The sequence below is a fragment of the Roseobacter insulae genome (assembly GCF_019375555.1).
GTDB classification, from domain to species: domain Bacteria; phylum Pseudomonadota; class Alphaproteobacteria; order Rhodobacterales; family Rhodobacteraceae; genus Roseobacter; species Roseobacter insulae.
The window spans coordinates 1,037,465-1,061,750 of the sequence record NZ_JAHXDN010000001.1 but is presented as its reverse complement, the minus strand read 5'-3'; the positions used below and the strand labels follow the sequence as shown (position 1 = coordinate 1,061,750).

Annotated in this window: 22 protein-coding genes; 4 read left to right on the top strand and 18 right to left on the bottom strand. The window is 60.7% G+C overall.

Annotation, left to right across the window (positions count from 1 at the left end; genetic code table 11):
* Positions 1-2: 2 nt before the first annotated feature.
* The 6 genes from KX928_RS05130 to KX928_RS05105 all read right to left on the bottom strand — a co-directional run bounded on the left by KX928_RS05130 (position 3) and on the right by KX928_RS05105 (position 6,521).
* Positions 3-1,376, bottom strand: coding sequence for an aldehyde dehydrogenase family protein (locus tag KX928_RS05130; RefSeq protein WP_219499655.1), 1,374 nt, complete (start codon positions 1,374-1,376; stop codon positions 3-5).
* A 3-nt stretch (positions 1,377-1,379) separates the two neighbouring features.
* Complete coding sequence (locus KX928_RS05125; RefSeq protein WP_219499654.1) at positions 1,380-2,744, bottom strand: glutamine synthetase family protein; 1,365 nt, start codon at positions 2,742-2,744, stop codon at positions 1,380-1,382.
* Positions 2,745-2,805: 61 nt separating this feature from the next.
* The gene (locus KX928_RS05120; protein WP_219499653.1) at positions 2,806-3,840 is read right to left on the bottom strand and encodes a TRAP transporter substrate-binding protein; all 1,035 of its coding nucleotides are present in this window, start codon (positions 3,838-3,840) and stop codon (positions 2,806-2,808) included.
* A 47-nt stretch (positions 3,841-3,887) separates the two neighbouring features.
* Positions 3,888-5,210, bottom strand: a complete 1,323-nt coding sequence (locus KX928_RS05115) for a TRAP transporter large permease (RefSeq protein WP_219499651.1) — start codon at positions 5,208-5,210, stop codon at positions 3,888-3,890.
* Positions 5,200-5,778, bottom strand: a complete 579-nt coding sequence (locus KX928_RS05110) for a TRAP transporter small permease subunit (protein WP_219499650.1) — start codon at positions 5,776-5,778, stop codon at positions 5,200-5,202. The genes KX928_RS05115 and KX928_RS05110 overlap by 11 nt, the downstream gene beginning before the upstream one ends.
* Positions 5,775-6,521 carry an N-formylglutamate amidohydrolase gene (locus KX928_RS05105; protein WP_308342190.1) on the bottom strand — a complete coding sequence of 249 codons (747 nt, stop codon included), beginning with the start codon at positions 6,519-6,521 and terminating at the stop codon, positions 5,775-5,777. The genes KX928_RS05110 and KX928_RS05105 overlap by 4 nt, the downstream gene beginning before the upstream one ends.
* 148 nt (positions 6,522-6,669) lie before the next feature.
* On the opposite strand from KX928_RS05105, the gene KX928_RS05100 reads away from it, so the two are divergent.
* Both KX928_RS05100 and KX928_RS05095 read left to right on the top strand, forming a co-directional pair.
* Positions 6,670-7,542 carry a MurR/RpiR family transcriptional regulator gene (locus KX928_RS05100; protein ID WP_219499648.1) on the top strand — a complete coding sequence of 291 codons (873 nt, stop codon included), beginning with the start codon at positions 6,670-6,672 and terminating at the stop codon, positions 7,540-7,542.
* A gap of 78 nt (positions 7,543-7,620) precedes the next feature.
* The gene (locus KX928_RS05095; protein WP_219499646.1) at positions 7,621-9,312 is read left to right on the top strand and encodes an AMP-binding protein; all 1,692 of its coding nucleotides are present in this window, start codon (positions 7,621-7,623) and stop codon (positions 9,310-9,312) included.
* A gap of 101 nt (positions 9,313-9,413) precedes the next feature.
* Here KX928_RS05095 and KX928_RS05090 read toward each other — a convergent pair whose 3' ends face one another.
* Positions 9,414-9,950, bottom strand: a complete 537-nt coding sequence (locus tag KX928_RS05090; RefSeq protein ID WP_219499645.1) for a peroxiredoxin-like family protein — start codon at positions 9,948-9,950, stop codon at positions 9,414-9,416.
* Positions 9,951-10,126: 176 nt separating this feature from the next.
* Here KX928_RS05090 and KX928_RS05085 point away from each other — a divergent pair, with 176 nt between their 5' ends.
* Both KX928_RS05085 and rpe read left to right on the top strand, forming a co-directional pair.
* Positions 10,127-11,464: an MmgE/PrpD family protein gene (locus KX928_RS05085; protein WP_219499643.1), complete on the top strand. Its 1,338-nt coding sequence runs from the start codon at positions 10,127-10,129 to the stop codon at positions 11,462-11,464.
* A 170-nt stretch (positions 11,465-11,634) separates the two neighbouring features.
* Positions 11,635-12,324 (top strand): ribulose-phosphate 3-epimerase, encoded by a 690-nt coding sequence (gene rpe, locus KX928_RS05080; RefSeq protein ID WP_219499641.1) that lies wholly within the window; start codon positions 11,635-11,637, stop codon positions 12,322-12,324.
* Between the two features lie 38 nt (positions 12,325-12,362).
* Here rpe and KX928_RS05075 read toward each other — a convergent pair whose 3' ends face one another.
* The 11 genes from KX928_RS05075 to KX928_RS05025 are packed head-to-tail and all read right to left on the bottom strand — an operon-like array spanning position 12,363 to position 24,269.
* Positions 12,363-13,856 (bottom strand): class I adenylate-forming enzyme family protein, encoded by a 1,494-nt coding sequence (locus tag KX928_RS05075; protein WP_219499639.1) that lies wholly within the window; start codon positions 13,854-13,856, stop codon positions 12,363-12,365.
* Entirely contained in the window at positions 13,853-14,854 is a 1,002-nt protein-coding gene (locus tag KX928_RS05070; RefSeq protein WP_219499637.1) for an NAD(P)H-dependent flavin oxidoreductase, read from the bottom strand. The genes KX928_RS05075 and KX928_RS05070 overlap by 4 nt, the downstream gene beginning before the upstream one ends.
* The gene (locus KX928_RS05065) at positions 14,851-15,624 is read right to left on the bottom strand and encodes an oxepin-CoA hydrolase, alternative type (RefSeq protein WP_219499634.1); all 774 of its coding nucleotides are present in this window, start codon (positions 15,622-15,624) and stop codon (positions 14,851-14,853) included. The genes KX928_RS05070 and KX928_RS05065 overlap by 4 nt, the downstream gene beginning before the upstream one ends.
* Positions 15,621-16,022 (bottom strand): PaaI family thioesterase, encoded by a 402-nt coding sequence (locus KX928_RS05060; protein WP_257883517.1) that lies wholly within the window; start codon positions 16,020-16,022, stop codon positions 15,621-15,623. The genes KX928_RS05065 and KX928_RS05060 overlap by 4 nt, the downstream gene beginning before the upstream one ends.
* A complete protein-coding gene (locus KX928_RS05055) occupies positions 16,003-17,136 on the bottom strand; it encodes an acyl-CoA dehydrogenase family protein (RefSeq protein WP_219499632.1) in 1,134 nt (377 codons plus the stop codon). Before KX928_RS05055 ends, KX928_RS05060 begins: the two co-directional genes overlap by 20 nt.
* Entirely contained in the window at positions 17,133-18,332 is a 1,200-nt protein-coding gene (locus KX928_RS05050) for an acyl-CoA dehydrogenase family protein (protein WP_219499630.1), read from the bottom strand. Before KX928_RS05050 ends, KX928_RS05055 begins: the two co-directional genes overlap by 4 nt.
* Positions 18,333-18,341: 9 nt before the next feature.
* Positions 18,342-19,517 (bottom strand): acetyl-CoA C-acyltransferase, encoded by a 1,176-nt coding sequence (locus tag KX928_RS05045; protein WP_219499628.1) that lies wholly within the window; start codon positions 19,515-19,517, stop codon positions 18,342-18,344.
* Between the two features lie 3 nt (positions 19,518-19,520).
* A complete protein-coding gene (locus tag KX928_RS05040; protein ID WP_219499626.1) occupies positions 19,521-21,611 on the bottom strand; it encodes a 3-hydroxyacyl-CoA dehydrogenase NAD-binding domain-containing protein in 2,091 nt (696 codons plus the stop codon).
* Between the two features lie 20 nt (positions 21,612-21,631).
* Entirely contained in the window at positions 21,632-22,408 is a 777-nt protein-coding gene (locus KX928_RS05035) for an IclR family transcriptional regulator (protein ID WP_219499624.1), read from the bottom strand.
* Positions 22,405-23,745, bottom strand: a complete 1,341-nt coding sequence (locus KX928_RS05030) for a TRAP transporter large permease (protein ID WP_219499623.1) — start codon at positions 23,743-23,745, stop codon at positions 22,405-22,407. The genes KX928_RS05035 and KX928_RS05030 overlap by 4 nt, the downstream gene beginning before the upstream one ends.
* Positions 23,745-24,269, bottom strand: coding sequence for a TRAP transporter small permease (locus tag KX928_RS05025; RefSeq protein ID WP_219499621.1), 525 nt, complete (start codon positions 24,267-24,269; stop codon positions 23,745-23,747). Before KX928_RS05025 ends, KX928_RS05030 begins: the two co-directional genes overlap by 1 nt.
* Positions 24,270-24,286 lie beyond the last annotated feature (17 nt).

The window sequence follows — 24,286 nt, the reverse complement described above, 5'->3', positions numbered from 1 at the left end:
GGTCAAGCCTTCTTGAGATGGTATGATTTAGGGCGTGTCAGGTTGTGATAACCGATGACGGACAGCCCGCCGCCGCGTCCCGTATCCTTGCACCCGGTCCAGCACAAGCCCGGGTCGAGGTAATCTGCGCGGTTCATGAAAACGGTGCCGGTCTCGATGGCATCCCCGATGGATTCAGCCCGCGCGGCATCCTGCGTCCAGAGCGATGCAGTCAGCCCGTAGTCGCTGTCATTCATCAGTCGGATCGCCTCCGTATCATCCTTGACGGGCATGATGCCAACCACGGGCCCGAAGCTTTCTTCGCGCATGACCCGCATGGAGTGATCCACATCCACCAGAATTTGAGGCATCAGGTAGGCACCGCCGTCTTGTGGGAAAAGCGCGGGATCGATCAGTGCTTTTGCCCCCGCCGCAACCGCCTCCGCGGTCTGACTGCGCACAGTATCTGCAAAACGCGCCTGCGCCATGGGCCCAAGGGTTGTGTCGGGGTCCAGCGGATTGCCCAACTTGTATCCTTCAACAACGGTCACGGCCTTTTGCACAAAGGCGTCGAACAGGCTCTCGGCAACATAGATCCGCTCGATGCCGCAGCAGCACTGGCCGGAGTTGAACATCGCACCATCGATCAACGTATCGACGGCGGCATCAAGGTCAGCATCCTCCATCACATAGCCGGGATCCTTGCCGCCCAGTTCCAGCCCCAGCCCGGTGAACGTGCCCTGGGCGGCGGCTTCCATGGCCCGACCACCGGCAACCGAGCCGGTAAAATTGACAAATCCGAAGGCCCGGTCGGCAATCAGGGCAGAGGTCGCCTGATGGGTCAGGAACACGTTCTGAAACACGTCCTGCGGCACACCTGCAGCATGGAATGCCCGCGCCATACGTTCACCGACCAACGGTGTCTGGCTGGCATGTTTCAACAGGACCGTGTTGCCTGCGATCAATGCTGGCGCAACGGTGTTGATCGCCGTCATATAAGGATAGTTCCACGGCGCAACGACCAGAACCACCCCGTGCGGCACACGCTTGATCACGCGTTTGAACTCGGTACTGTCTTCCAGCGCGATCTCTGCAAGTGCGTCGCCTGCAATATCCGCCATGTACTGGCTGCGTTCATTGAACCCGCCGAATTCGCCGCCATAGCGAACAGGCCTGCCCATCTGCCACGCCAGTTCCGGAACGATCTCGTCATTCATCGCGCCCACGTTGGCCACGCCCGCCAGCACCAGGTCAACCCGTTCCGCCAGGGGGCGCGCGGCCCATGCCGCCTGCGCGGCCCTGGCCTTGGCAACCGCCTCGGCCGCTTCGAATTCATTCAATGTGGCCCGGGTTGCATAAACCGAGCCGTCGATCGGAGACAGACAGGTGATGGTCATGGCTCAGGCCCTCTCAAAGCTGCGCGCGATTTCCCAGTCGGTCACAGCGCGGTCAAATTCTTCCTGCTCCCACTCCGCGGCGCGGGTATAGTGATCGATGACGTCGTCGCCCATCGCCTGGCGTAGCATCATGGAATGTCGCAGTGTCTCGGTGGCCGCTCGCAGCGTCTGTGGAATGTCGGCCGCCTTATCATCTTCGTAGACGTCACCCGTCGTCGGCGGTGCAAGCGCCATCTTGTCTTCGATCCCCTTGATCCCCGCGGCGAGCATAGCGGCCTGCGCCAGATATGGGTTGAGATCCGAGCCACCGATCCGGCATTCGACCCGCACGCCCTTGGTCCCGTCACCGCACAGACGGAACCCGGCTGTGCGATTGTCCACCGACCAGACGGTTTTCGTCGGTGCAAATGTGCCCTTTGCGAAGCGTTTATAGCTGTTCACGTAAGGTGCAAGAAACGCCACGTAGTCGGGCGCGAATGCGATCAGACCGGCCATGTAGTGTTTCATCAGATCGGACATGCCCAAATCGGCACCTTCCTGATAGAACAGCGGTTTGCCATCCTCCCAAAGGGATTGGTGCACATGGCTGGAACTGCCAACCTTGGCGGCGTTCCATTTTGGCATGAAGCTTGCGGCGCGGCCGTTTTGCCAGGCAATTTCCTTGACCGCATGTTTTGCAAATGTGTGGTGATCCGCGCAGGCCAGCGCTTCGGAATAGCGAATATTCAGCTCTTCCTGACCGGTTTCCGCCTCGCCCTTCGAATTCTCTACCGGAATGCCGGCGGCATAGAGATGGTTGCGCAAGGGGCGCATGATGGCTTCTTCCTTAGTGGTCTGCAGGATGTGATAATCTTCGTTGTAACCACTGATCGGCGCGAGGTCGCGGAACCCGCTTTTGCGAATGTCGTCAAAGCTTTTCTCAAAGAGAAAGAATTCAAGCTCGGTGGCCATCATCGCGGTGAACCCCAGGTCGTCCAGCCTTGCGATTTGCTTTTTCAGCACGGCACGTGGCGAATGTCGTACCGGTTCATGCGTATGATGGTCCAGCAGATCACACAGCACCATTGCTGTGCCCTCAAGCCACGGGACCGGTCGGATCGTGGTCAGATCGGGCCGCATCACATAATCGCCATACCCCGATTGCCACGACGTGCTGGCATAGCCATCCGGTGTGGCCATCTCAAGATCCGTGGCCAGCAGATAGTTGCAGCAATGCGTCTCCGCATGGGAATGATCGACGAAGTTCGCCGCGTGGAACCGCTTGCCCATCAGACGGCCCTGCATGTCCACGGCACAGACCAGCACAGTGTCGATCGTACCGTCTGACACTTGGGATTTCAGGTGATCAAAGCTCAGGGTGCCGCGCATCGGAAGTATCCATTTTGGTAAGGGTCGGGGGCGACTGTGACGACCGCCCCCGACGGTCAGATTAGCTGTAACGGTAAGGGCGTCCAGCCTTCACCATATCAGCGTTGTACTGCTTGAAGATCTCGACCACCTTCGCCTTGGTCTCGCTTTCCGCCGCGATCTCGTCCCAGAACTTCAGCGCGGCGTCTTCGACCTGCTGCCATTCGGCATCCGGAATCGAGGTCAGCTGCATCTTGGTGCCATTGACCCGCAGGTTGGCCTCGCCGCCCCAGTACCACCACTGGCGATAATAATGCGACTGATCCATGCAAACCCTCAGCAATTCCTGCAGGTCTGGCGGCAGCGCATTGTAGCTTTCCATATTGGCAAAGAACGACCCCGCCCATGCCCCGGAGATATTGTTGGTGAGGAAGTAGTTGGTCACGTCGGCCCAGCCCACGGTGTAGTCTTCGGTAATGCCCGACCATGCGATCCCGTCAAGCTCGCCGGTTTGAACGGCGACTTCAATGTCTTCCCATGGCAGCGTAACCGGGACGACACCGAATTGCGTCAGGAACCGACCCGCGGTGGGGAAGGTAAAGACGCGTTTGCCCTTGAGATCTTCAAGGCTGTTGATCGGATCTTTCGTGGCAAAGTGACACGGGTCCCAGGCACCGGCGCTGATGTGTTTCACGCCAACGGCGGAATACTCTTCGTCCCAGATCTCATTCAGACCGTATTGGTTGAAAAGTACCGGCACATCCAGCGAATAGCGCGAGGCGAAGGGGAAATAGCCGCCGAACACGGTGACCTCTGTGGGCGAGGCCATGGAGTCATCATCCGATTGCACCGCGTCGATGGTGCCGTTCTGCATCGCACGGAACAGCTCCCCCGTGGGCACCAGTTGGTCGGCGAAGAACAGCTCGATCTGCATCCGGTCGCCCGCAATCTTGTTGAAGCTGTCAATCGCGGGTTTGATCACATGCTCTGCCAGCGCCGGACCCGCATAGGTCTGCATCCGCCACTTGATCGTGGATTGCGCCAGCGCCGGGGCCGCCAGCGGTGCCGCCGCAGCACCCGCGGCGGCGGTGGTGAGAAACTTACGTCGTGTTGTCATGGTGGTTCTCCTTGTTGAAAGTGACGCCCCGTCGTCCGGGGTCTTGGTTATTTTCCGTAAACGTAATTGGGCAGCCACAGCGCGATCTGCGGGAAGGCCATAATCAAAGCAAGACACACCAGCATGACCGCCACAAATGGCAGGATCGAACCATAAATGTCGCGAAGGGTTATTTCAGGCGGCGCCATCGCGCGCATCAGGAAGAGGTTATAGCCGAAGGGTGGCGTCATATAGGCGATCTGGGTCGTGATGGTGTAAAGCACGCCGTACCAGATCAGATCAAACCCCAGCACCTTGACCAGCGGCACATAAAGTGGTGCCACGATCACCAGCATCGCGGTATCATCCAGAAACGTACCCATCAGCAGAAAGCTGAGCTGCATCAGGATCAGGATGAGCCAGGGGTCAAGCCCGAGCTTCTCGGTAAAGAGGTCATCGATGGCATTCACCGCGCCCAACCCGTCGAAGACCGCGCCAAATCCAAGGGCCGCGAGGATGATCCACATGAACATGCAGGAAATGGCCAGTGTCTGCCGCACGGAGACTTCGAACACCTCGCGGTTCATCCGTCCTTTGAGCACCGCTGCGAGAAACGCCGTGATCGCGCCGATTGCGGAGCTTTCCACCAGCGACGTCCATCCGTTCACGAAGGGCACCATCATCGTCAGAAAGATCACCACGGGCAGCAGGCCCGCGCGCAAAAGCCGAAGCTTTTCACGCATCGGCACGGTGCGCTCTTCTGGTGGCAGTACCGGCCCCAGAGCCGGGTTCGCCTTGCACCGCAGATAGATATAGAGGATGAAAGCGGCCGCCATCATCAGACCGGGCAGCACACCTGCCAGCCAGAGCTGCCCCACCGGTTGTCGCGCGATCATCGCGTAGAGCACCAGCACCACCGAGGGTGGCACAAGAATGCCCAGGGACGATCCCGCCTGAATGACTCCGGTCACCATGCGTTTGTCATAGCCGCGCCGCAGCAGTTCCGGCAGCGCGATGGTCGCGCCGATGGCCATGCCCGCAACGCTCAGCCCGTTCATCGCCGAGACCAGCACCATCAGCCCGATGGTCCCGATCGCCAGCCCGCCCGAGACCGGCCCCATCCAGACGTGGAACATGCGGTAGAGGTCATCGGCGATTTTACTCTCCGACAACACGTAGCCCATGAAAATGAACATCGGCAGGGTCAGCAGCGGATACCATTTCATCAGCTTCATCGCGGATGAAAACGGGATGTTCACACCACCCGGTGTCCACAGCAGGATCGCTGCAACCGCTGCGACGCCTCCAATGGCCCCGAACACCCTTTGCCCCGTCATCAACATCAGCATCATCGACGCGAACATCAGGATCGCGATCATTTCATAGGACATTCAGGTCGACCTCCCGGATCGTCGCAATGTCCTTGATCAACTCGGAAATCGCCTGCAGCAGCATCAGGAAAAACCCCGCCACCATGATGGTTTTGACGGGCCAGATGTAAGGCCGCCATGCGGTGCTCGATCGTTCCAGCCGCCCGATCTCTTCGGTGCCGGTCGCCAGCCCTGCGAAATAGGCCAGCGGCTCCTGCCCCCAATAGCCCAGTGAATAAGCCGTGGAGGCCAACCCGCCATAGAGCAGAACACCAAGGTAGAAGATCAGCAGCAGCACGGTGAACGCATCGAACCACGCTTTCTTGCGCGGCGTCCAATTGCCGTAAAACAGGTCCATCCGCACATTAGCGCCAAGCTGCACGGCATAGGGCCCGCCCATGATGTAATATGCCACCATTGCGAACTGCGCGATCTCCAGTGTCCACAGCGAGGGCAGGAAGAAGGTTTTCGAGATCGATGACCAGAGCAGAATGCCCATCATCACGAAAATGCCGTACATCATGATCCGACCGATCCGGTAATTCACCGCGTCAACGACACGGACATATCGAGCAGCCAACCCGGTCATATGCGCGCGTGCTCCGCGCCGAGTTGCGAGAGCGCATGGTGAAGCCATGCAGCCAGCTGTGTCGCCATCCCCTCGCGGGCTTCCGGGGTCTCGATCAGATCGTTTCGCACCTCAAGCATCACATGCGGGATGCCGCGACTGATGCCGTGTTTCTTGAGCGTGTGCATCACGCCATCGCCGGGTCCGTATGGCGCATTGCGTTGGGTCACCAGCGCGATGTGATCACCTGCGGTCTTCAGCATGGCATCCGCCAAACGGGCGTCACTATCGTGTAACACACCAATTTCAACAGCGCGGGATTGGCCCAGATACACCCGCGTGAAGCTATGCACGGTGATCATCACACGGGCCTTCGCCTTGTCGAGCACCGCCGACACCGTTGCGTGAAAAGGGTCATAGATCTGCGCAACCCGGGCCGCCTTCTCATCAGCGCTCAATCCAATATTACCGGGGATATCATAGGCTTCGCTGCGTGTAAGCATCGCACCCGGTGCATCTGGCGGGCGGTTACAGTCATAGATCAACCGCGACACGGCCCCCGCGATCAGCGGGGCGTCGAGCTTTTCGGAAAGACGCTCCGCGACGCCGAGCGCACCAGGATCCCATGCGGCATGGCTGTTGCGCACCTCTTCGCTCAACCCCAGGCCATCGTAGACATCGGGAAAGTGGTTCGATGCGTGCTCGCAGACCAATACGATACCCGAGCCCGCATCCGCGCGGGTCACGATCGCAGGTTCAACCACAGCGTTTATCTGACTTTTTGACGTCAATTTACCCCTCGTTCGGCACAAACTTCTTGCCGGATCGGGATTCTGTCAACACAATAATGAAAGAATTTTTTCAGATACATTCTTTCTGTAACAAAATCCGTCAAAACAAAGGCAGTACATCGTGGGTGACGCAAATCTGACCATCGCAGACCGTATTCAGGACCGGCTTGAAACCCTGACGCGCGCGGAGCGGCAGCTGGCACATTCGATCCTCGAAAACTACCCGGCCTCCGGCCTTGGTCCGATCTCGACCCTTGCAAATGACGCCGAGGTTTCAACACCGACCGTGGCGCGCATGGTGCAGAAACTTGGCTTCAAAGGATATCCGGAATTTCAGGCAGAACTGCGCGAAGAGCTGAAGGCAAAGGTCAAGAATCCGATCGCCAAGCACGATACCTGGGCCGAAGGCGCGCCCTCCGGTCACATGCTCAACCGCTTTACCGAGGCGGTGATCGACAACATCCGTCATTCGCTGGGTCAGATCGATACCGGCGATTTCGATGCGGCATGCGCGCAACTGGCCGACACCTCTGCCCGGCTGCACATCGTCGGTGGCCGCATCACGCACACGATGGCGGAATATCTTTTCTTGCACATGCAGATGATCCGGCCGGATGTTACCCACATCCAGTCCACGTCAAACGCATGGCCGCATTACCTGCTCGATGTGAAACCCGGCGACACCTTCGTGATCTTCGATGTGCGGCGGTATGAGAGCAATACACTGAAGCTTGCGGAGATGGCCCACCAGCGCGGTGCCAGGATCATTCTTTTTACCGATCAGTGGCGCTCTCCCGTGCATCGCCTGGCAGACATTTCCTTCTCCAGCCGGATTGTCGTGCCGTCTGCATGGGATTCCGCAGCCACAACCTTGCTGCTCATCGAAACGATGATCGCAGCGGTGCAGGACCTGAACTGGGAAGACACAAAGAACAGGATGCAAACGCTGGAGGATATGTTCGATCAAACCAAGCTCTTCCGGAAATTCACCTGATCTGGCGGACCCAGACACATTGCCTGCGACCGGCGAAACCGGGATACTGCGGGCAACTTTCTCATCAGGAGCCGTGACATGACCGACCACGACCGCAGCCCGCGCAACGGCCTGTCCCATGTGATTGGCGAGACGTCCCAGCCGCTATGGAATATCACGGTGTCCGACCTGCTGCGACACACCTGCGAGCGCCTGCCAGATCATCCCGCCGCAGTCTTTCGCGCTCAGAACATCAGATGGACATACTCGGACCTCCTGCGCGAAGTCGACCGGCTGGCCCAGGGGCTCCTGAACCTCGGGATTGGCAAGGGCGACCGCGTGGGCATCTGGTCCCCCAATCGGGCCGAATGGCTGTTGACACAGTTTGCGACGGCCCGCATCGGGGCGATCCTGGTCTGCATCAACCCCGCGTACCGACGCGCTGAACTCGAATTTGCCCTAAACAAGGTCGGATGCAGCGCGCTGATCACCGCACGGCGTTTCAAGTCATCCGACTACACGGCGATGCTGACCGAACTGGCACCGGAGCTGGCAACCGCCACACCCGGCGATCTGCACGCAGACCGCCTGCCACACTTGCGCAGTATTGTCGTTCTTGGGGGTGATATCGCGCCCGGCATGTTGAGCTTCGATACGATATGTCGGGCCGCACCACGGGCCGATCTGAATGCGCTTGGCAAAGCGCTGGACCCTCAAGATGTCATCAATATTCAGTTCACCTCGGGCACTACCGGAAGCCCGAAAGGTGCCAGCCTGACCCACCACAACATCGTGAACAATGCGCGGTTCGTGACCGATGCGATGGAATTCACGGAAAATGACCGATTGTGCATACCGGTTCCCTTTTACCACTGCTTCGGGATGGTCATGGGCACCCTCGGCTGCGTGACCAAGGGCGCCACCATCGTCGTGCCCGGAGAGGGTTTCGACCCGCACGACACACTCGCGGCCGTGTCGGCAGAGCACTGCACGGCGCTCTTCGGCGTGCCCACGATGTTCGTCAATGAACTGGCCCTGCCGAAGTTCGACACATACGACCTGTCCCACCTGCGCACCGGGATCATGGCCGGCGCTCCCTGCCCGATCGAAGTGATGCGGCAAGTTCAGGCCCGGATGAACATGCATAACGTGACCATCGCCTACGGTATGACCGAAACGTCGCCGGTGTCATTTCAAAGCAACGTCGATGATCCGCTGGAACAACGCGTTGCCTCAGTTGGGCGCATTCATCCCCATGTCGAGGTCAGGATCGTGGATGACAGCGGCAAGACTGTGCCCGTCGGAACACAGGGTGAATTGCTGACGCATGGATATTCGGTCATGAAGGGCTACTGGGGCGAAGAGGAGCAAACGGCACAAAGCATCGATGCCGACGGCTGGATGCATACCGGCGATCTGGCCACGCTGGACGTCAACGGGTACTGCACGATCACCGGACGGGTCAAGGACATGATCCTGCGCGGTGGCGAAAACATCTACCCCCGCGAGATCGAAGAGTTCCTCTATACCCATCCGGGGGTGGCGCAAGCGCAGGTTTTTGGCATCCCAGATGACACATTGGGGGAGATCGTCTGCGCGTGGATCGTACGACGCGATGGTGCGACCGTGTCTTCTGAAGACATCAGGCAGTTCTGTAGGGACAATATCGCGCATTACAAAGTGCCCGCACATGTCTCTTTCAGAAAAGAACTACCGATGACGGTCACGGGCAAGCCGCAGAAATTCATCATGCGCGACCAGATGCTCGAGGAGCTTGCGAGCCGGCGTTAGCGAGTGGTACGAAGCACCGACGTCCCGCAAAGGGCACCCGCACCGGAAAAATCCCAGCGGGATTTATCCGGGACATGGCGTGCGGCGCAGCCGCGCATTTTTCAGACAGCGCCGGTGTACTCGCCGCGCGCGGGATAGTCGTTTTTGATCGCAAAATCCAAGGCCCCCACCAACTCGGAAAAATGCGGGCGCACAAAGGGCATTGTCTGCACCGATCCGTAGTAAAGCGTTTGCTGGGGCGTGATCATGAAAAGCCCCGGTTCGGAAAACAGCGCCGGCTCTTCAATGCCAATAGAGGTTTTCCCGCGCGAGGTTGACACATAAAGACCCCACTCCCGGGCTTTTCCGAGAGACAGATCATACCCGAACCTCAACGCCTTGGCGTCGATTTTCTCCGCCATGGCGCGTGTGCGTTCCTCACCGTCTGAACTCACGGCAATTGTCGTCACACCGCGTTCGGCAAAATCCGCCGTGCGCTTCTCGAACTCGGTCAGGTAGCTCGCACAGATAGGGCAATGCAACCCGCGGTAAAAGCACACAACAGTCCCCGTCTTTGCATCGTCGCGTGACAGATCGAAGGTTTCGCCATCAAGCAATGGCAGGACAAGGTCGGGTACTTTCTGACGTGGCACAAGCATATCGGTCTCCGGCTTTAAGGGTCTGCACTGGTCTTTTCATGGAAACCACGTCAGGGCCAGCGCCGGGCGATCACTTATACTTGTGCAAATTCATTCCGGAAATCATGTCGCAGACAGACATGCCAGCGGGTGAATTCGCAGGCTTGCTGAGGCAGGACCTTACCGAAAGGATACCCATGACCGCCCAGTTCGACACCGTGTACCGGTTCGTATCCGCCCCCGACGTGCCGGAAACTGCCCGCCGCAGGGCGGCCCTCCTGCTGATCGACACGCTTGGCGTCGGGGCCGGTGCAACAGCATTGCGGCCATCAAGGATCGCCCGCGACTTTGCCGTGGATTTTCACGCGGCGGGCTCCCCCGATCTCGCGGCTCCCCTGCTGTTTGACGGGCGTTTCGCCGCCGTGCCCGGCGCAGCATTTGCCGCAGCAACTCAGATCGACAATCTGGACGGCCACGATGGGTTCAACCCGGTCAAGGGGCACATCGGCTGTGCCGTGGTGCCCGCCCTTCTGGCTTTTTCGGCCAAGATGCCGGACCTCGCGGCATGCGACGCTCTCGACGCTCTGGTGATCGCCTACGAAGTGGGCGCGCGCGCGGGGCTTGCGCTGCATGCGACAGTCTCGGATTATCACACATCGGGTGCGTGGAATGCGCTGGCTGTTGCGGCCCTTGGGTGCCGATTGCGCGGGGCCAGCAAGGCGCAGCTGCGCGAGGCCCTGGGCATTGCAGAATACCACGGCCCGCGCAGCCAGATGATGCGTGAAATCGCGCATCCGACGATGTTGCACGACGGCTCCGGCATGGGTGCGCTGACCGGATCAATGGCGGCCTTGCTCGCTTTGCGCGGGTTCGAGGGCGCGCCGGCGATTACCGTGGAAGCTGCCGAGGCGGCGCCGTTCTGGCAGGATCTCGGCGCGCGTTGGACAATCGATGAAAACTACATCAAGCCCTATCCGATTTGCCGCTGGGCTCATGCGCCGCTGGATGCTCTGGACGCCCTCATGCGCCAAAACAACCTTGCGCATGGTGACATTGACACCCTCCGCATCGGGACTTTCACCGAAAGTGCCGCCCTTTACGCGGATATGCCCACCACCACCGGGCAGGCGCAATACTCGCTTCACTTTGCCATGGCGACGCTGTGGCGCTACGGGCATGTGGGGCCTGAACATATCGCGGGCACCGGCCTGACGGACGTCGAGGTCGCGCGATTGATACCGCGCATTTCCGTTCGCGTAGAAGCGCGCCACAACGCGCGTTTTCCCATGTATCGCACGGCGGATGTGACGGTTCTCTGCAAAGACGGGCGCCGATTTGAGTCAGGCGATACCCATGCACGCGGGGGGCTCGATGCGCCACTTTCCGAGGAAGAGGTCGCACGCAAGTTCCACAACTTCGCCGGGCCAACGCTGGGACATGATCGCGCCGCCAGCATCTGGGCAATGCGGGAGAAACTGCTGGAACCGGGCACGCGTTTTGCCGAATTGGCAGCACTGGTGACACCGGCACCTTAGATCTGCCAGCGGCACAGACGTTCTGACCAGCACGAACAGGATGACCGCACCGGCCAAAACCCGTTCCAGATCCCGCAAAGATCCGAACGCCAGCCTGCTCTGCGCTTGCTTTGGGCCAAGGTGCGGCGCTATAGCCCGAGGGAACCTGACCCTGACCAGAGGCACACCGCATGTCCTTCGACCGATCCATTAAAATTGCCCCCTCCATCCTGGCCGCGGATTTCGCCAACTTCGGTGCGGAATGCGAAGCGATCGAGGCGCAGGGGGCCGACTGGGTGCATGTGGACGTGATGGATGGTCACTTCGTGCCGAACATCACCTTTGGTCCGGCGACCTGCGCGGCGATCCGCCCCCATATCAAGGGGGTGATGGACGTGCATCTGATGATTGCGCCGGTGGATCCCTACATTGATGCCTTCGCGCAGGCCGGGGCAGATGTGATTACGGCGCATGTTGAAGCAGGACCGCACATCCATCGCACCTTGCAGGCCATTCGCGCCGCGGGCGCGAAAGCGGGGGTTGCGCTTAACCCCGGAACACCGGCCGAGGCGGTTTCAGAACTGATGGAGAGCATCGATCTGATTTGCGTGATGACGGTCAACCCAGGTTTCGGCGGCCAGAAGTTCATCGATATGACAAGCAAGATCAAAGCCTTGCGCGCTATGATCGGGGATCGCCCCATTCATATCGAGATCGATGGCGGTGTCGATCCAAAGACCGCACCATCGGTGGCGCAAGCTGGCGCGGATGTTCTCGTGGCCGGATCGGCCGTTTTTCGGGGCGGGTCGGTCAGTGATCCGGCACCCTATGGTGATAACATCCGGGCAATCCGGCAGGCTGCGAATGGTACTTACGTCTGATCCCTGACGGCGTCGCACCTGCGCGCGCCATTGTCGCACTACGACAATTGAGCGGCAAAGGCGTCCAAGAGTTTGTGCTTGAGTATCTTGCCGGTCGGTGCTGCGGGCAGCTGCGTGCCGATTACGATGACAGCGGGGCGCTTATATCCCGTCAGACGGTCGCGCAGAAATGCCGCCAGATCATCAGCCGTCAGATCGCAGTTTTCCGACACCTGAACAAAGGCCAGCACCTCTTCGTCACCAGCCTTCATACGACCGACCACCGCCGACTGAACAACCTGCGGATGCTCATTGATCGCCGCCTCGACTTCGGGCGGATAGACATTGAAACCGCCGTGGATGATCAGCTCTTTTGACCGGCCAAGAATATGCAGATGGCCCGTATCATCAAACTTCCCCAGGTCACCGGTATGCATCCAACCCCCCGCATCGAGCGCCCTTTCCGTCTCAGACGGATTGCGAAAGTACCCCAGCATCACATGGGGCCCCCGCGTCAGAACTTCGCCCATACCGTGGCCGCCGCCCGGAACGCTCTCATCGATGCGCACCTCCACGCCGGGCAAGGGTGGCCCCACCGAGATATCCGGCGATCCGAGCGGATTTTTGGTGATCGAGACGCCCGCGGTGGTTTCGGTCATGCCATAGCCGTTTTGCAGCGGCACACCGTAAAAAGCCTCGGCCTTGCGCTTCCACGCAGGATCCAGCGGGGCGGCCCCCGACGACACGTAGCGAAGGTCCTTTGATCCCAATCGCGCAAACCCTTGCTCGGCCGTGTATTGCATCAGGAGTGCGTGCATTTGCGGCACGGCCGACAAAAGCGTGACGCCCCGACCCAGCGCCGCATAAAGCTTTGCCGCAGAAAACCGCGCTTCAAACCGGATGGCAGCGCCTGTGTAGGAGGCGGCAGTCACGATTGAGGCCAGTCCAAAAACATGCGTGATCGGCAGGACGCCGTAAATCACATCTTTGCATGTCATCTCCCGCAGATGGGCCGACGCCATGCCGCCAAACCGCAAATTCTCGTGGCTGAGCATTACGCCCTTCGGAACGCCGGTTGTGCCGGTGGTGTAAAGCAGCACGGCAATGCGAATGTCATCCTCCGGGTTTGACGCATGCGTCTTGGCGAGATGTACGGTTCCGTATTTCCCGGTAGTTGCCGTTGCCCCCAATCGGTCCGCATGTGCGATGGCATCGGGGGAGACGGCGGTGGTCAGAACCGTGACCGATGGGGCGGCGTGATCCAGAATGCGCGCCAGTTCGGATGCGGATTGCCGTGCATTCACCGGAACCGCGATGGCACCAACACGCCATGCACCAAACAGAAATGCGACGGCAGCGGTGCAGTTTTCGCACAGGATGACAACGCGGTCTCCGGGCTGAACACCGTGGCCGGACAGGCAATCGGCGGCCGCGTCACTGGCCTCGTGCAAGTCCCGCCATGTCCATTCCACGCCCGTTCCGTCCGACATGGCAAACCCGTCAGGGCGCTGCGCGCATTGGTCGTTCAGAAAGCTCTCCACCCGGGTGGTCATTCGGCGGCCTCGGACATTTGCAGAGTTCCGACGATGCGTTGTTGCGCGGTGGCGGCCTGCGCCTCGATCCGGGCGATGATATCGGCCATGGGTTCGATGCGATCCGTCAGTCCCAGCGCATGCCCTGCCGAAAGCAGGCCGCGACTGACGTCGCCTGTCTCGTAGGCCTTGCGGCCAATCCTGCCGGACACCAGAGGCATGAGGTCCCGAATGGTGATATCGGGGGTGTCCGCTTCCATCCGCAAGACTTCCGCCGTGGTGTCATTTGCCAGCGTGCGCACCGTGTTGCGCAGCGAACTCATGGTCAGCGCCGTATCACGCTCCGTGGCGGCAACCAGTGCTTTCTTGTAGTCTTCGTGCGCGCCGAGTTCTTCCGACACCAAAAGGCGCGTTCCCATAACGACGCCCGCTGCACCCATCCCCAGCGCCGCGATCAACTGACTGCCATGTCCGACCCCGCCCCCGATCAGGAAGGGGATATCCAGAGCCTCACCCGCCATGGCGCCGTTCACGAATGATCCGATCATGTCCATGCCCGGATGACCGCCGCACTCCGCCCCGACGATGGACACCATATCAACCCCAACCGATTGCGCTTTGACCGCGTAACGGACTGCGGGCACCTTGTGCAGCACCATCAATCCGAGATCTTTCAGGAGCGGGATATAGGGCTCGGGGTTGCGCCCGGAGGTTTCGACCACGCGCACCCCTTCATCCGCGATCAGCCGGAAGACATCCTCTGTCTGATCCCCGGGCACCAGCTTGGGCAACATGGAGACGTTGACACCAAAAGGCAGATCGCCACAGGCGGCGCGGGCGCGGGTAATCTCAGCCCGCAGATCGGCGTGATCGGGAAAGCTCGCGGCGGTAATGAACCCCATGATCCCAGCCTGTGCAGCCGCCGTCACATAGCGCGCATCGGCAAGCCACTGCAGGCCACCTGCGACAATCGGGCGTCTGATACCGAGACGTCGGGTCAGTTCGGTATTCCAGATCATCTGCCATACTCCGGTGTGCGTTTTTCCAGAAATGCCGCGATCCCCTCGGCGGCTTCTGGCCCGCCCGCCGCATGCGCGATGGCGTCCCGTTCCGCGTCCAGCTGCGCGGACAGAGGCGTTTCATATGCCGCCGCGACAAGCGCGCGGATCACCCGCTGAGCATCCCGCGGGCCACGCGCAAGCCTATCGGCCAGCGCCATCGCCGCGGCAAATGACGCACCGGGCGCCGCAAGCTCGTTCACCACGCCCAACCCGGCCATCCGCTCTGCGGTGACAGGGCGCGCCAGCAGACACATTTCCATCGCCAGAGGCCGTGGCAGGCATCGCGCCAGCGACGCCGTCAACCCGGCATCGGGCACCAACCCCGCCTTGACATAGGCCGCGGTAAACACCGCCCCCTGCGCGGCAACGATCAGGTCACAGGCCAGCGCCAGCGAGAGGCCCGCTCCGGCGGCACCCCCTTCAATGCCGGCGATCAGCGGTACCGGGCAGGACCGCATCGCCCTGACCAGATCATGCAGACCATCCACCTTTTCCCGGCGTTCCGGTTCTGACAGCTTACGACGTTCGATCAATACGTTGAGGTCGCCGCCCGCGCAGAAGAAACTACCGTCTGACGTCAGGATGACGGCGCGCACACGCGGTTCCGCCGCAAGCTGCATCGCCTTATCAATACAGCCGTAGAGTTCCGGGGTCAGCGCACCGCGCCGTGTCGCATTGCCGTTCCAGATGACCACACGATCACCCATGTCTTCTATCCTCGCCATCACGACACCCTTTTGAACACTCCGGACGCCTTGGCAATCAGCGTGCCCGCAGCGTCCCGCATTTCCGCATCCGCATAGGTGATCCTGCGCCCTCCGCCAGCCACGTTGCCGGTCGCCACAACCCGCCCGGCCTGCACCGCCGCAACGAATTGCGTGGTAAGCGACACCGTAACAACCCGCGCCAGCGGATCGCCGCCAAAGCTGAGCGAGGCGGCAAAGCCTGCCGCACTGTCGAGCATCATCGCCAGAATACCGCCGTGCAGGCTTTCATTCCGGTTCAGATGATGCGGCATGATGTCAAGGATCACCTCTGCGCGTCCGGCCTGCCGGTCAAGCGCCACCTCGTAGCCGATCAACCCCTGCGCACCGCTGATCGGGAATTCAGGCTGCGGAGAGGGCAATGAACCGCTCCAGATGATGATCGCAGTCGCCGAACCTGTGCTCGGCCATCACGATGCGCTTGGCGATATGCGCAAGCTCGTATTCCTGCGTCATGGCGATCCCGCCATGCATTTGAATGCTGTCTTCGGCCACCAGCCGACCCGCGCGACCGATCAGATTCTTTGCCGCAGACACGTGGCGTTCGCGGATCACCCGGTCGCTTTCCAGATGCCCGGCTGCATTGATCACGGCAGAGCGCGCCTGTTCCATCTCGATCAGCAGATCCGACATACGATGCGCCAGCGCCTGAAAACTGCCGATCGGACGGCCGAATTGCTTGCGTGTCATCAGGTATTCCTGCGTCAGTCGGGTCGCCGTTTCCATCGCGCCCAGCGTTTCGGCGCATATGGCAACATTCGCAGCAGCGATCCGGTCTTCGATTGCGGCAAAGGCCTCACCTGAAACGCCAAGCCGTGCAGAGGCCGGGATTGTGACATCCTCCAGAACGATTTCCGCCGCCCGTCCGCCAGCCAATAGTGCATAGCCTTCTACCGTCAGCCCCTGCGCATCTCGGGGTATCAGAAACAGGGATATCCCGGCCTCATCATCGACCGCGCCCGCCTCGCGCGCGGAGATGACCAGAACATCCGCAGCTTCCGCATTGACCACCACCGCCTTGCGTCCGTTCAAAACGATGCTTTCCTCTTTCTCAACCGCGGTCGTGTTGACGCGGCTCAGGTCGTAACGGGTGGTCGGCTCGCCATGGGCAAGGGCCATTTGCAGACGCCCCTGGATGACCTCATCCAGTTGCGCCCGCTGCGTTTCGTCGCCCAATGCAGCCACCAGCCCGCCGGCCAGCACGGCATTATCCAGAAACGGTTCGACCACACCTGCGCGTCCCAGTTCCTCGAAGACGACAGCAAGGTCGAAGCCCAGACCGCCAAAGCCGCCACAGTCTTCGGTGAACAGCGCGCCAACCACTCCGAGTTCCGCCAGCTCTGTCCATATCTCAACCGACTGTCCGGCCTCAATGCTCAGAATGTCATTTCGCACCTGCGTTGTGTAGCGGTCCGTCAGGAACCGCCGCAGCGTATCCTGAAGCATCTGCCGTTCATCGGTCAGGTCGAAATTCATTTCGCGCCTCCAAGGGTGGTTTTGGCGATGATCTGTCGCTGGATTTCGTTTGAGCCGCCAAAGATCGAGAGTTTTCGATTGTTGAAATACTGTTTCGCAACCGGTCCTGCGGCCAGCGGATCGGGCAGAGGCGCATTGGTACCCTCCACGGCCTCCGATGCGAACGGCATCGCGTACACGCCCGCCGCCCTCCGTGCGAGATCGTTGATCTGCTGGCGAATGATCGTGCCTTTCACCTTGAGCATGGAACTTTCCACGCCGGGGGCTTGCCCCGCCGCCGCCTTGGAGACAATGCGCAGATTGGTCGTGGACATGGCCATCAGGTCTATTTCGACCTGAGCGATCCTGGCTGCGAAATGCGGATTTTCAATCAGCGGTCTGCCCCCCGATATTTCGGATTTGGCAATCCGCTTAACCGCCGCCAACCCGGCCTGAGAAAAGCCGACGCCAGCGATGTTCGTACGCTCATGCGTCAGCAGGTACTTGGCATAGGTCCAGCCCTTGTTTTCCTCGCCGACAAGGTTCGCGACCGGCACGCGTACATCGGTGAACCAGACTTCATTGACCTCGGCGCTGCCATCCAGCAACACGATGGGGCGGACTTCGATGCCGGGTGTCTCCATGTCGATCAGCAGGAATGAAATACCCTCCTGCTGCTTGGCGTCTTTGTCGGTGCGCACCAGACAGAAAATCATGTTGGCGTGCTGACCCAGTGTCGTCCAGGTTTTTTGACCATTGACGATATAGTGATCGCCCTGCCGCACAGCCGCGCATTTCAACGAAGCAAGGTCAGACCCTGCACCGGGTTCGGAATACCCCTGACACCACCAATCCTCGCCGTTGAGAATACGTGGCAACCAGTGGTCCTGTTGTGCCTTTGAGCCGAATTTCTGCAGCACCGGGCCAAGCATCGACAACCCGAACGGCACGATACGCGGCGCATAGGCGAGGGCGCATTCATCCTCGAAGATATGGCGCTGGACGGCATTCCACTCCGCCCCGCCGAAGGCCTTGGGCCAATTCGGAGCCAGCCAGCCTTTTGCGTTCAAAATCGCATGCCAGCCCTCGTAATCCGCCTTGGCCAACTCCTTGCCGGCCCGCACCTTCCCGGACAGTTCCGGCGGCAGTTTGTCCTGCAGAAACGCGCGTACCTCCCGTCGGAATGCAATTTCCTCGTCGCTATAGCTCAGATCCATATCTCGCTCTCACGAATAAATTTCGAACAGACCAGCGGCCCCCATGCCACCCCCGATGCACATGCTCACAACGCCCAGCTTTGCCCCGCGTCGTCTGCCTTCGCGCAGCAGGTGCCCGGTCATCCGCGCGCCTGTCATGCCAAAGGGATGACCAATCGCGATAGAGCCGCCATTGACGTTGAATTTTTCGGGATCGATGCCCAGCCTGTCACGGCAGTAAAGCGCTTGGCTGGCGAAGGCTTCGTTCAACTCCCAAAGGTCGATATCGCCGATGCTCAGGCCGTGACGCTCCAGCAGGCGCGGGACCGCGAAAACCGGACCAATTCCCATCTCGTCCGGTTCGCACCCGGCCACGGCAAAGCCCTTGAAAGCCCCCATGGGTTCAAGCCCCCGTCGCTCAGCCTCGTCAGCCTCGATCAGGACAACCGCGGCAGCACCGTCGGAGAGCTGGCTGGCGTTTCCCGCGGTCACAAAGCCGCCGTCGCGCACGGGGTCGAGCGCTGCCAGGCCGGCAAGGGTTGTGCCGGGTCGGTTGCACTCATCCCGGTCAACCGTGACCGCGTGCTGCGAGACCTCCTTCGTCTGCTTGTCCTGCACCGCCATGGTGGCCTTCATTGGTACGATCTCATCCTCGAAAAGACCGCCTTCCTGCGCCGCCGCGATCCGTTGCTGGCTGCGCAACCCGTATTCATCCTGCGCCTCGCGGGTCACGCCGTAGCGGGCCGCGACAATATCAGCGGTCTCGATCATGGTGATGTAGACATCGGGCTTATGTTCTGCGAGCCAGGTCTCCGGTGTCGGTTGGGTCTTGGGCTGAACCAGCGATATGCTCTCCACGCCCCCGGCCACCATGGGTCCTGCACCATCGGCTACAATGGCGTTTGCCGCCATCGCGATTGTCTGCAGACCGGACGAGCAATAGCGGTTCACCGTCATGCCGGCGGTTGTCACGGGCAGGCCTGCGCGCAAAGCAATCTGGCGACCAATGTTCTGGCCAGTTGCGCCTTCCGGGAACCCGCATCCGACTATGCAGTCTTCAATCTGGTCACGCGCAATACCCGCGCGGTCTACCGCCGAGGCGACCACATGCCCTCCCATGGTCGCACCATGGGTCTGGTTGAAGGAGCCGCGGAACGATTTCGCGAGGCCAGTCCGCGCGGCGGAAACGATCACTGCTTGTTTCATATATCAGGCGTCCTTGTTCAGATCATCAAAGCAGCGGCCATCGGCCACCAGTTCCCGCAGCAGGGGCGCAGGCCGCCAAAAGTAATCATCTTCCTCGGCATAGCGCTCGATATCGGCCAGAAGATCCGGCAGCCCAACCAGATCGGCCCATTTCAAAGGCCCGCCCCGGTATCTGGGGAACCCGTACCCAAAGAGCAGGACCATATCGACGTCAAGGGGCCGTCGCGCGATCCCTTCGCCAACGACTTTCGCCGCCTCGTTTACCATGGCCGCCATGTAGCGCCGCACGATTTCGACATCGGAAAAGGCGCGCGGCGTGATGTTGCGCTCCTTGCGCTCCGCCTCGATCAGCGCCGTCACCTCCGGATTGGGTGTACCGCCGCGCTGACCTTTTTCGTAAACGTAGAAGCCTTTGCCTGTTTTCTGCCCGAAGTGACCCGCTTCGCAGAGCTTATCAGGGTATCGCCCCACCCGTTCGCGGGGATCCCGGGTTGGTGCCAGCCGTTTTCGCATCGCCCAGCCGATATCAAGCCCGGCGAGATCGGCCACCGCATAGGGCCCCATGGCAAAGCCGAAATCGGTCAGCACCTTGTCGATCTGGTAGGGGGATGCGCCGTCCAGGATCATGTGATCGGCGGCTGTGCGGTAGGTGCTGAGAATGCGGTTGCCGATGAACCCGTCACAGACACCGGCACGCACCGAGATTTTTCCCAGCCGTTTGCCCAATGCAAAGCCGGTCGCCACCACATCGGGTCCCGTCTGGTCAGCGACCACGACTTCGAGCAGTTTCATCACATGCGCCGGAGAAAAGAAATGCAGCCCGATCACATCGCCGGGACGTGATGTGCTGGCGGCGATTTCATTGACATCCAGATACGAGGTATTGGTGGCCAGGACGGTGCCCGGTTTGCAAATGGCGTCTAGATCACCGAAAACCGATTTCTTGACATCCATGTCCTCGAAAACCGCCTCAATCACCAGATCGGAATCCTTCAGCGCCGCGTAATCCGTTGCCAACGACAGTGCGCTATTCAAGATGTTGTCGTGCTGTTCCTGTGAGAGCTTGCCACGTTTGAGCGCACCCGCAAGGTTCCCGGCAATCCGGGCCTTGGCGGCTTCTGCCGCCGCATCGCTCATTTCGATCAGCGTGACGGCCAAACCCGACAGCAGCGCCGCCGTGGCAATTCCCGCGCCCATTGTGCCACCGCCGATGACCCCGATCGCCGCAAGTTCGCGCGGCTCGATGCCCTTGAGCTCCGGCAGGTTGCTGACCGCGCGCTCGGAGAAAAATGCGTGGATCATTCCCTGTCGCTGATCCGTCTTCATCAGATCCCAGAACATCTGGCGTTCCGCTTTCAGCCCTTCGGAAAAGGGCAGCTCAACACTGGCCTGCACCGCGCGGACCGCCTGTGCCGGCGCTATCTGACCGCGACCCTTCTTCAGAACCGCCTCATAGCTCGCATCCCAGTCGATGGGCGGGGGCGCGGGCATTTCGCTTACCGGGCGACGGGTCGCACCTTCCGCCAAGAGAGCCTCGGCGTGGGCAAGACCAACCGTCTGCGGGTCACCCTCGGCAATGCTGTCGATTACGCCCATGTCCAGCGCTTCGGGTGCCTTGACGTGACGCCCGGAGGTGATCATGTCAATCGCCGCTTCCACGCCGGTGACCCGCGGCAACCTTTGGGTACCGCCGGCGCCCGGGATCAACCCCAGGTGCACCTCCGGCAAGCCAAAGCGGGCGTCCGGCTGGGCAGTGCGGTAATGCGCAGAAAGGGCGACCTCCAGCCCGCCGCCGAGGCTGACACCATGCATGGAGGCGACCACGATGAGCGGAGATGCCTCGATCCGGTTGCAGACATCCGGCAGGTGCGGCTCCTTTGGAGTCTTGCCGAATTCCTTGATGTCCGCCCCCGCAATGAAGGCGCGACCGTCACCCACCAGCAGCACCGCTTTGACACCGGCGTCGGCCTCCGCATGATCCATTCCGGCCATCAGGCCGCTGCGCACCTCGTGGCTCAGGGCATTCACCGGTGGGTTCTGGATACGCAGTACGGCTACATCGCCGTGGCGCTCATATGCAATTTTATCTGTCATCTGTTCTCTTCTCACTTTGCTCAGCCGCGCCGCGCCAAGGCCGGTGCATGGCCGGTGCGGTGTTCCAGATCGCGCACGACGTCGCGCAGTGCAGGACCCACTTCTTGCAACATACGTTCATCCGTCAGCATTTCGGGCAGGGCGCCACAGGAGATGCTGACCGGGGCCCCGAATTCCAGGGCGAAATACGGCACACTAACCGCGTTCACGGTGCGGGCATAGCGCGTCGGGCGCGGCGCGATGGTAAAACCCTGGGCAAGAAGCTGGGCATACCCGTCCTGACGAAAGGCCCGCAAGTCCGCATCCGGTGCGAGCGCCTCGAACTTGTCATCCGCCAGCACCGCCAACGTCGCCTGCCCCGATGACGAGCCAAAGAGCGGAATGCGGTGGCCCGGTTCCAGCCAGATGGCCGCGGTGCCTTCCGGCCGCCACGTCTTGACCAGCATCATCCTGTCCGTGTCGCGCACGGCGATCAGGCCGAGCGTTCCCGTTTGATTGGCCAATTGCTGCATGGGTTCGGCAATCAGATCAAAGAAAGAGGCGGAGAGGGTGGCCACGGACCCCAGCGCAATGGCCGCCGGACCCAGACGGAACTTCTCGTTACGGCTTGCGTGCGTGAGAAAACCCAATTCGCACAGAGTGTAGGTCAGGCGGGAAATGGTGGGCTTAGGCAGACCTGTCCGTTCGGCGATCTGCGCATGGCTCAACCCGTCGTCACTGGCCCGGAACGCACTCAACACGCTCAGGCCGCGTGCCAGAGTATTGGCGAATTTCCGATCTGTGTCAGGTTTGTTCATCTTGCGGCCATGGGAATGAGAAGTGAAATCGCCGGAAAGCTCATGATCAGGATCAGAACAATGATATCGACGGTCAGGAACCGGGCAATACCCGCAAAAATTTTGTCTATCGGGGCCTCCTTGCCAACCACGTTGGCAATCACGAAGACATTCAGACCAACAGGGGGCGTGATCAGGCCGATCTCCAGCAGTTTGATCACCACGACGCCGAACCAGATGAGGTTTAGACCGTAGCTTTCCACCAGCGGAATCATCAGCGGCAGGGTCAGCACCATGATGCCGATCGGGTCCAGAAACATGCCCAACAGCAAGTAGATCAGCGCGATGGCGAGCATGAGCACAAAGACCGACAGATCCGCCTGCGTCACGGTTTCAACAATCATCGGCGCAACACCGGTCAGGGCAATGAAGGCAACGAAAATCTTGGCACCGGCCGCGATGAAGAAGATGGCGGCCGTCTGCACGCAGGTCTCCTTGACGGAGATCCACAGACCCGCGAAATCCAGCCGGCGTTGCGCAAAACCGATCAGAATGGCGGCGCTGACGCAGACGGCTGCAGCTTCGGTGGCCGTGAAGATGCCGCCGTAGATGCCCCCGATGATGACCAGAAATAGCAATACCGCCGGCCAGGCCCCCAGCGCCGCCCGCATCCGCTCTGGGGTGGAATACCGACGATCCGTTGCAGGCGCGATGCCGGGTACACGCCAGACCCAGACACCGATGACGACGAGGAACCCAAGAAGTGTCAGCAGCCCCGGCAGCACGCCCGCCAGAAACAGCGCCGAGATCGACGTCTCGGTGAAAATTCCGTAGATGATGAACAACACCGACGGTGGGATCAACGATCCCAACGTGCCGCCGGCGGCGACGCTGGCCGTGGCCAGACGTGGATCGTACCCCATGCGCAGCATCTCGGGTGTGCAAATCCGCCCCATCGTCGATGCGCAGGCAATTGAACTGCCGGTAATCGCGGAGAAACCACCGCACCCCATCACGCTGGCCATCGCGACACCGCCCGGCACCCGTGTCAGCCACACTTTGGCGGCGTCATAGATGCGCGTCGTAATCCCCGCGCGATAGGCGATGTGTCCCAGGGCGACAAACAGCGGGATCATCGAAAGGTCATAGGAATGAATGAGGTCAAACGAGTTGGAAAACACCATCGAGGTGGTGGCACGAATGGCCCTTTCGGGCATGAACGTGCCCGTCCGGAAGGCGAAGATGAAAGACGTGGCAAGTGTCGCGACGGCGGCCAGGGCAAAGGCGATGGGCACCCGCAGCGCGAGCAGCACCAGCACCGCCGCAAAGGCAATAAGACCAACTGTTGCGGGATCCATCAGTCGACCCCGCCACCGGTCAGCGAATGGTCCTGCCGATCGGACACCGCGCCGCCGCGCAGAATGACGCCGGTATCCCGCCAGGCCAGTTCGGCAAGCCGCAACCAGCAGGCACCGATGCCGATCACAAAGATCAGCCTTCCCGGCCATTTCGGCAAATTCAGATCGCCGTAAAAGAAGCTGCCGGACGTCCAGACTTTGCCCAGGTCACGCGCGCCTGCCCAGATCAGAGCCGCGAGGGCAATCATACCCATGAGGGAGCCCAGAACGATCAACCATGACCTCAGCCGCGCGCCAAAACGATCCGAGATGAAATCCACACAAACATGTGCCCGCGCCGCTGTTGTCGCCGCCAGAGGCAACAGGATCGCGGCGACCATCAATTCGCGAACAATGGTCACGCTGTCAGGCACGGCTGAACCAAAAGCGGCGCGCGCGATCACGTTCGCCGTGATCACCCCACCGAGCAGGAGCACCGCAATTGCGCCCAATGCCAACAGCACCTGTTCCAGTTTTGACTGCATTTTCGGCATCAAGCTCC

Bases quoted from the DNA above. Each gene is read 5' to 3' on its own strand.
- KX928_RS05040 (WP_219499626.1), bottom strand. From the start codon at position 21,611: ATGACAGATAAAATTGCATATGAGCGCCACGGCGATGTAGCCGTACTG.
- KX928_RS05090 (WP_219499645.1), bottom strand. From the start codon at position 9,950: ATGCTTGTGCCACGTCAGAAAGTACCCGACCTTGTCCTGCCATTGCTT.
- KX928_RS05045 (WP_219499628.1), bottom strand. From the start codon at position 19,517: ATGAAACAAGCAGTGATCGTTTCCGCCGCGCGGACTGGCCTCGCGAAA.
- KX928_RS05120 (WP_219499653.1), bottom strand. From the start codon at position 3,840: ATGACAACACGACGTAAGTTTCTCACCACCGCCGCCGCGGGTGCTGCG.
- KX928_RS05130 (WP_219499655.1), bottom strand. From the start codon at position 1,376: ATGACCATCACCTGTCTGTCTCCGATCGACGGCTCGGTTTATGCAACC.
- KX928_RS05125 (WP_219499654.1), bottom strand. From the start codon at position 2,744: ATGCGCGGCACCCTGAGCTTTGATCACCTGAAATCCCAAGTGTCAGAC.
- KX928_RS05070 (WP_219499637.1), bottom strand. From the start codon at position 14,854: ATGATCTGGAATACCGAACTGACCCGACGTCTCGGTATCAGACGCCCG.
- KX928_RS05075 (WP_219499639.1), bottom strand. From the start codon at position 13,856: ATGACCACCCGGGTGGAGAGCTTTCTGAACGACCAATGCGCGCAGCGC.
- KX928_RS05050 (WP_219499630.1), bottom strand. From the start codon at position 18,332: ATGGATCTGAGCTATAGCGACGAGGAAATTGCATTCCGACGGGAGGTA.
- KX928_RS05115 (WP_219499651.1), bottom strand. From the start codon at position 5,210: ATGTCCTATGAAATGATCGCGATCCTGATGTTCGCGTCGATGATGCTG.
- KX928_RS05030 (WP_219499623.1), bottom strand. From the start codon at position 23,745: ATGGATCCCGCAACAGTTGGTCTTATTGCCTTTGCGGCGGTGCTGGTG.
- KX928_RS05110 (WP_219499650.1), bottom strand. From the start codon at position 5,778: ATGACCGGGTTGGCTGCTCGATATGTCCGTGTCGTTGACGCGGTGAAT.
- KX928_RS05055 (WP_219499632.1), bottom strand. From the start codon at position 17,136: ATGAATTTCGACCTGACCGATGAACGGCAGATGCTTCAGGATACGCTG.
- KX928_RS05085 (WP_219499643.1), top strand. From the start codon at position 10,127: ATGACCGCCCAGTTCGACACCGTGTACCGGTTCGTATCCGCCCCCGAC.
- KX928_RS05035 (WP_219499624.1), bottom strand. From the start codon at position 22,408: ATGAACAAACCTGACACAGATCGGAAATTCGCCAATACTCTGGCACGC.
- KX928_RS05025 (WP_219499621.1), bottom strand. From the start codon at position 24,269: ATGCAGTCAAAACTGGAACAGGTGCTGTTGGCATTGGGCGCAATTGCG.
- KX928_RS05095 (WP_219499646.1), top strand. From the start codon at position 7,621: ATGACCGACCACGACCGCAGCCCGCGCAACGGCCTGTCCCATGTGATT.
- rpe (WP_219499641.1), top strand. From the start codon at position 11,635: ATGTCCTTCGACCGATCCATTAAAATTGCCCCCTCCATCCTGGCCGCG.